This is a genomic window from Bacteroidota bacterium (assembly GCA_030706565.1).
In the GTDB taxonomy this organism is placed as follows: domain Bacteria; phylum Bacteroidota; class Bacteroidia; order Bacteroidales; family JAUZOH01; genus JAUZOH01.
In genome coordinates this window covers 1-7,629 of record JAUZOH010000186.1, presented here as the reverse complement: position 1 = coordinate 7,629, position 7,629 = coordinate 1, and the positions used below count along the sequence as shown (strand labels likewise).

Here is a 7,629-nt window from a genome sequence, read left to right as displayed (position 1 = left end):
TTAATCCTTTTTATAACCATTAAGTAACGGATTTAACTAAGAAATATTTAAAAATTTCATAGTGCCATTTAGTGCCTCCGTGGTTTTCTTTGCGTTAAAACTTTATTCAAACTTTTATTCTCAATGAAAGACAGGAGAATGAGATCGCTTCGCTTAGTTGACGTCACAAAAAGTTTACAAAAAAGAATGTGACTGCGTCATCCGCCAGCTGGCGGACCGCCTCCTGGCAGCTTGTCCGCCCACTGGCGGATCGGCTTCATTCAGACAATATGCAGTCAATAAGGATTTTGTTTATAACGCTTCGCGGAGGAAAGTCCTGGGACTTTTTAATTAATCACCGGCTTGTTTTAGCCCCTTGGTAAAGTGGGGTTGAAGGACAATAAATCACTGACTTTAAATTTTATTCCGTTCAGGGAAATATTTAGTTGCGAAACTTAAATTAATGATATAAAAATTTCAAAATATGTTAAATATAATCACTATGTACTTATAATTTCAGCTAACTTAATATTTTTATGTGATATCATCAACACTTCCCATAGTAATAACATAAACAATTATAAATAATCGTTATTCTATAAAATTTTTCTGAAAAACGGATGCCTTATCCGGTCATCATTTTTAAATTATTTTTTGATTAAAACACTGTTAATTACCAAATTACCAAAAGAAACTTGTCCGGAATTGGAATTTTTAATAAATTTGATTAAAGTCAATTTGAAGAAAAATCCACAAGTAGATAACTAATTAATCTTAAACCTTAAAATAACGAAAGGAGGTATAGTTTTTTAATAATTTGGAGTTTATGTTTAACCAACAAACTGGAGAAAATGAAAACATTCCATTATTTTTTAACCATTATGTGGTTATTTTTTTTTACACTACCACTTAATGTGCTGGCAGAGAACAAAGAAATGCCCATAACCACTTCTTCCAAAGAAGCGTTGAACTATTTTATAGCCGGCAGGGCAAAATTCGAAGACTTTGAATTCATCAACGCTACTTCCCTGTTTGACAAAGCCATTCAAAAAGATCCTGATTTTGCGATGGCTTATTTATACCGTTCATTCTCAAGTGGCGGATATAATGTTCTCCGTCAAAATCTGGATCAGGCAGTTAAGCTTGTGAACAAAGTCTCCGAGGGAGAAAGATATGAAATATTGTATTATCAGGCACGCACAACTGGGGACTATCAGAAAGAAAAAGAGTACCTCAATCTGCTGTTAAAACTTTTATATACAGATAAAAGAGTTCAGCTTCTGGCCGGTAATTATTATTATTACCAAAACGATTACACGAATGCTCTTCAGCATTATAGAAAATGTTCCGAACTGGATAAGACTTATGAGCTTGCTTACAATATGATCGGGTATTGCCAATCCGGCTTAGGTAATTACCAGGCAGCCGAAAAGGCTTTCCAGACATACATTAAGCTGTCGCCGAATAATCCAAATCCTTACGATTCCTATGCTGAACTTCTATTGAAGATGGGAAAATATGATTCATCCATAGAACAGTACAAAAAGGCCCTTGAAAAAGATCCCAACTATTTATCCTCTATGGCTGGCATAGGCAACAATTATATTTTTAAGGGTAATTTTGAAACAGCCAGAAAATACTACCAGGAATTTTTTGACAAGTCTCCTTCAATTGACTCAAAATTATCAGCCTTATATTGGAAAGCCGTATCTTATGTACACGAAGGCAATACGGAAAAAGCCGTTAATGTTTTCGATGAATACCGTGCATTAGCCGAACAGGAAAATTTGGTCAATGAAGAATTTGCTGCCTATAAATACCAGGGATATATTCTCTCAGAATCCGGAAATCCGGCAGAAGGAATAAAATATTTTGAGAAAGCAAATGCCTTAATCGCAAAATCGAAACTTTCAGACTTTGAGAAAGAAAATCTCAACACCTGTTCAATGTTGTGTCGCTTTTATTATTTAACCATCCAGGATAAACTCTTAAAGGCAAAATTGGAATCCGACAACTGCAAACAAAAAGTCGAACTGAGAAAAAATCCCAATGAAAAGAAACAGTTACATTCTATTTTTATCATTTATCAGATAAAAAAAGGAGATTACAACAAAGCAATTGAATGTTCCAAGTTGGCTTCAGGAAATCCTATGGATTGGTATTATACTGCAATTGCGTATAAAAAAATGGGAGACAAGAATAATTCCCAAAAACTTTTCGACCAGATAAGAAAGTGGAACGTCAACAGCCTTGACCTTGCCCTTATCCGTAAAAATGCCCTGGAAGAATAAGTAACACAGAAGGGATTATTTCGGAAACTCCGGCTGTTGGCCAGATGTTTTAAAGATGTATACCAAATTTTTTCCTTCTAAACTCACTAATCATACCTGAGTACTCTTTGTAGTCGCAGAGGTATTCCTTATAAAAAGTAACTAACCTATATGTCTGCCAGCTTATTAATAAGTTGAATAAATTAAGACTTCGAAATTCTCGAAGGACAATCCTTTCCAATTCATCAAATCCAAACAGGAAAACCGGCCCAGTTTTCCGAGCCGGTTTCCTTTTAATTGTTTCAGTTTAATTGGCACTTCCATTAGCCATATTGATGGTCAACGTATTGTCTTTTGTATTGGGATCTGTCCATAGGGACAACAATATAGAGCCTAAAATACTCCCTGCAGGATTAGGACCGGTGAAATAAATAATTTTAGCATATTCTTCGTTAGTAAGGACTTCGTCCCCCGAAAAATGTGCTATAGAAGCATCAGTATACAAAGGAGCGCCAATCATGGCAGCAGAATCCGTCAGCGCGAAATTATGAACAAGTAGATAATGAAAATACCCATCCAGGTGAGACCGCAGGAAGGTTTTGGCATATAAATCAAATTGACTTCCCAGCAACAAACTGACCGGCCAGGATTTAAAACTGTATTTTTTACTGTTTATGTTCAGTATCCGGTAGGTGCAAGGGTACTGAACCATAGAACCCGTTTCAACATCAAAGAGGAACTTATTACCTATAGTACGTTTAACAATATCATTGGAATGGTAATGGCCGGTAAACATCATAGTCAATCCGGCATTCATCAGCTCTTCAGATACCGTTTGCCAATCGTCAACTACATATCCAGGATCAATTTCGCTTTGTCCCACAAAATGTTCTAAAACATTATGATGCATCATCCCGATGATTGTAATTCCTTTCTTCTTTGCCTCAGCCAAACGTTCCTTTATCCAGGCCATGGTAGCAGGTTTAATAGTGCCAGCAACCGTACTTTGGGTTGTGTTGTTGTAATATTCATTTGCATCAATAACAATCACCCAGAATTTTTTAAAAGGCTCATTTACATAACTTAAAGAATTAGGATCCTTGCATATAGCATTACCAAATCCAAAGTCAGAATAAATAGAAAGGATGTCTGCCGGGGTAACCGTTTGAACAGGTATGACATTGTCTCCGTCAAATTTAAAAGCTTCAGGATTACTAACATCATGATTACCGACAGTAACCAGTACTTTAATCCCATTGCAGGTTAGCTGCTTCAGAAGATTAGCCACCGATTGATGGCTTACTTTTTCTCCATCTTTTGTAAGGTCTCCTGCAATCAGGACCAGGTCAGGGTGTTGGGCAATCAGGAGTTTAATGGTGGCCCTTAAAATGGTATCGCTCTGAACCAGCAATTTAGGATCATGGGCCAGATAAGCCTGAAAAGCGCTGCCATCGTGTACAAGCAGTGAAGGATCCATGTAATGGATGTCAGAAACTACTGCAATCTTAATCTCATTGGCTTTTGATTTGTCAGTGTTGATCAGATAATCATCATAGCCATACCGCTGACAGGCACCCAACAAGCCTAAAAAGAGCATCCCGGTTAATAAAAGTTTACTTTTCATAAGAGGTAAATTTTAATTGAAACAAACTAGTTTTACTTTATATGGATTGATAGGCTTAGCATGAGAAAGAGCGTTTATTACAAAATGATATCCAACAAACCTGAATACACATTGGTTTCAGGAAATACTTTTAATAATTATGCACTGGTTAAACGGGCGAAACGACGATTTGATAGCGGGAAATCGACACCATAGGCAATAATTGAAAGTAGCCCTACAGCTGCAGCCCAATATAATGCCTGGAAATTAAATTGGAAAGGGACCATCTTAATATCAGGAATTGCAGTAAAAACAGCGCCCAGCAATATAGTAATTATTGCTATCCACTGATATATCCTCATCCCGGCCCAGTAAGGTGTTTGAGCTTCCCCCCGATAAGCTTCTTCTATGAAACGCCCCATTCCGTTCATCAGGAAATAAATCCCAATAATAAAATTAGCCGGCAGTCCGAGCCTGAAAAGCCTGATCAGGATTAAACCTGTAATCAGATTGGTGGCAATTGAATATAGTTGGGTCGGATGCAGAGGGATACCGGTCAAGCCCGATATTTTATTGACGCGTGAATAAGGATGGGTAAAACTTATTCCAAGCCAATCCTTAGCCGGCTTCCCATGGCAACATCCCTGTACCAGGCAACGCAGCCGTCCCAGAATTTGTATCCAGGGAGCAGCCATTGCAGTTGCAGCAAGCAGAATAAAAAAGTTGAGGGAAAAAATAAAGGTCAACAACACACATCCTATAGCTCCGCCAATAACACTGCCATAATAACCATAAGGCCTTTGCAGTCTGGGTGATCCTTCAATAAATTGAGCCCAGAGCCCGGCGCCCACAATTCCAAAAATACAAATAACAAATCCTGCAGCAGAATATTTACTGCCCAAAAAAGATCCTATTATCAAGGAACCGGCAAATCCGGCAGCACCTGCATAGAAACCATGATTAATGACCCTTACAGGCCCGAACCTCCACTCAGCCCAACTATTGGCAATGTGTTCGGATTGCAACCGGATAAAATCCCAGATCCGGCCCCGGTAAAAAACAATTACCAACAGGATTATAGCTGCAAAAACATCAGCCAGGGAATGATTGGCCGTAGTAATACAACTGATGGAAATAAGAACAGCCAGTAAATACCACAGCCATTTTAATTTTTTCAGACTATGCGAAAAATAACGTGCAGCGACAAAGGCCCAGATAACATGGAAAGAAGGAAGTGAGGCAGAAGCACCATCGAATGAACGATCGAGCAAAATAAGATTACCCAAAAAAGAATGAGAAATAAATAACCTTTGCCGGGTAAAAGATGGGATTAAGAAATAAGTTAAACCACAAAGTATTGTTGCAAACAAAATATCAATTTCAAACGAACGCAAGTCTTTTTCCGATTGAATTATCCATGGAATAAGAAATGCAAACAGATAAGTTAAAACATAAAAAACAACAGTGAATTGTAAAACAGGCCATTGGTTTTCAAAATAAAAATTCGAACAAAAAGCATCTCCTGAATTTCCGGCCAGTATAAAAGCCTCATAAATAAAAAACCAGGGCAGATAAGCAATAAAATATGCAGCCAACCTTTGTCCTATTTTGGGAGAATGATCAGAGTTTTTGGGTAAGGTCAGAAAAGTCCGGTAATCCTGGTTGCCAAAAATTTGCCGTGTATGCTCCTTTTCAAAGCCCACGGTATAGGCAGTCACCATCAATGCGAATATTGGGCTAACCAGCCAGAAACCCGATGAAGAATCCAACAGGATGGATAACCCAAAGGAGGCCATCACAGCTCCGTCATAAATAGGATTTTTGGTGAATGCATAAATTCCTTTTTTCACAAAATTCCGGGGAGGAAAGGCATTCATGGGTAAGCCCTTGCCATATATCCACAAATGAAGCATTCCCGCAATCATGAAAATTAATCCTACTGTGAAAAAGGAATAACCCCAAATGGGATTTTCAGGAAGAGGCAAACGAATCAAAGAAGTTGTAAACTTTGCCCAAATAACCAATAAAGCAGGGACAACTGCCACAAAAAGGAAACCATATAATATTTTACTGCCAATTTTTTCCATTTCCCCAGGTCACTGTTTCGTATAATGCCCAGCCATTAAAAGACTTATCCCCACCACAATTCAATATGGCCTTTGCTTTTAATTTCCTTTCATATATAGAAAAGATACAACTTTTTAACATGATTTCCAAAAAGAAAATATTTGACAATACTTTTGTTAGTGGGCCTTCTCTTAAAACATGTCTTTCCTGAAATGACAAGTTATAGTTCCCTTTATTAAATAAAATTTTGTCCTCCTCAAAAACAGCATCCTCATATAAAGCTCCATTACAGAATATTTTATTCACCGGATATTCGCCCTTCCAATGAATCCATATAACCGTGTAAAATTCAGACAAAAAGCGTCCCCATTTTATCTCCTGTACCGGCAATTTCCAAGGTTTTACAGGAAGATAAAGGGTTTCGGCATAACCCAAACCTTTAAAAACCTTACCGCCATATTCAATTTTCGTCAATGCCTTTGAATGATGGCAATTCCAGGTCAACTTCTCTCCCTTTTGATCTTTAAACAAGGTAATAAAAACAGGATCGTCTATCCTTTGCCAGCTGCCACTTATTTTCAAAAAACGATTGTCATAAAATAGGAACTTCCCATTAATTAAAGGCTGGCCAATTTTTCTTAACTTTGTTTTTTCTGTGATTTTATTTTGAAAGTCTGAGAACAGCAATGCAGAATAAGCCACTTTGATAAAATAAAATTTCAGACAAGCTCTGTAGATAATGAAACAATTTCCCGATTCATCGATACAATCGAGGTATAATTTTTTCAACTTGAAATTTGAAGATTTCTCTAACTTCATAAATTTTTAAATTGCTCAAATAATTAAAACCTTTCATTTAGATTGGTTTATGAAGTTACAAAATAATCTCAAGTTTCATAATCATTTTATTCAAATATGTTATCAAAAAATACTTAATACATTTACATTTCTAATTCCGGTTAAAAAATTTCATCTGTTGATTACCAAGAAGCTGCCACCTTACTTCATTTTTAAAATGAGCCGGAATAAATTTTCCCGGAAGATAAAGCTGAATGCACTTCCCTGTTCCCTGACCGGCTTTTTCAATAAAATAGTCTGGTGATCACTCCATCCATGGAAGTACAGATAACCGTATGCTTGTCAACAGGCAATATCTGGTTTATCAAACAGGAAGAAATCCTGTGTGCCCACAACATTTTCCCTGTATTTCTATCCACTGCATAAACCATCCCTTTATCGGAAGGGATAAAAACTTTCCCATCATACTCAGATATCACCGATGGGGCAATATCGTATCCGGTATTCATACCGGCATTCCATACTATTTTCCCTTCTGTTGTGGAAGTCTGGACTCCAATTATATTTCCTTCCATTGTTTTAGCATAGATGAGTGTACTATCACAGGAAACGCCCATAGATTCCCTGACCCTTTTGCCCTTAAACTTGGATTGCCAGACCACCGCTCCCGTTTCAGCGTTCAGGCATGTCATTTTGTTGTCGGGGGAGACCAAATAAACTCTGTTGTGAAATGCAACAGGGACGCAGGCTGCAGGAGACAACATCCGGTTTTTATATTCATTATTCCAGTCCCATTTAATTCGGCCTGTTTGTGAATCTATTGCATAAAAATGATTTGCCCAGGTGCCGAATAATATCATTCTCTTATAAACCTTCGGAATTGTTTCTACAAAACCTTTGATTTCATTGTTG

Annotated in this window: 6 protein-coding genes; 2 read left to right on the top strand and 4 right to left on the bottom strand. The window is 37.4% G+C overall.

Annotation, left to right across the window (positions count from 1 at the left end; genetic code table 11):
• Window positions 1–157 precede the first annotated feature (157 nt).
• Together Q8907_10255 and Q8907_10250 are read left to right on the top strand one after the other, a co-directional pair.
• Window positions 158–334: a hypothetical protein gene (locus Q8907_10255; GenBank protein MDP4274648.1), complete on the top strand. Its 177-nt coding sequence runs from the start codon at window positions 158–160 to the stop codon at window positions 332–334.
• A 496-nt stretch (window positions 335–830) separates the two neighbouring features.
• The gene (locus Q8907_10250; GenBank protein MDP4274647.1) at window positions 831–2,270 is read left to right on the top strand and encodes a tetratricopeptide repeat protein; all 1,440 of its coding nucleotides are present in this window, start codon (window positions 831–833) and stop codon (window positions 2,268–2,270) included.
• Window positions 2,271–2,556: 286 nt separating this feature from the next.
• On the opposite strand, the gene Q8907_10245 is transcribed toward Q8907_10250, so the two are convergent.
• From Q8907_10245 to Q8907_10230, 4 genes are all read right to left on the bottom strand, one after another.
• Complete coding sequence (locus tag Q8907_10245) at window positions 2,557–3,873, bottom strand: metallophosphoesterase (protein ID MDP4274646.1); 1,317 nt, start codon at window positions 3,871–3,873, stop codon at window positions 2,557–2,559.
• A 137-nt stretch (window positions 3,874–4,010) separates the two neighbouring features.
• Window positions 4,011–5,939: a prolipoprotein diacylglyceryl transferase gene (locus Q8907_10240; protein MDP4274645.1), complete on the bottom strand. Its 1,929-nt coding sequence runs from the start codon at window positions 5,937–5,939 to the stop codon at window positions 4,011–4,013.
• Entirely contained in the window at window positions 5,920–6,738 is an 819-nt protein-coding gene (locus Q8907_10235) for a hypothetical protein (GenBank protein ID MDP4274644.1), read from the bottom strand. Before Q8907_10235 ends, Q8907_10240 begins: the two co-directional genes overlap by 20 nt.
• Window positions 6,739–7,001: 263 nt before the next feature.
• On the bottom strand, window positions 7,002–7,629 hold a 628-nt coding region (locus tag Q8907_10230), incomplete at its 5' end, for a PQQ-binding-like beta-propeller repeat protein (protein ID MDP4274643.1).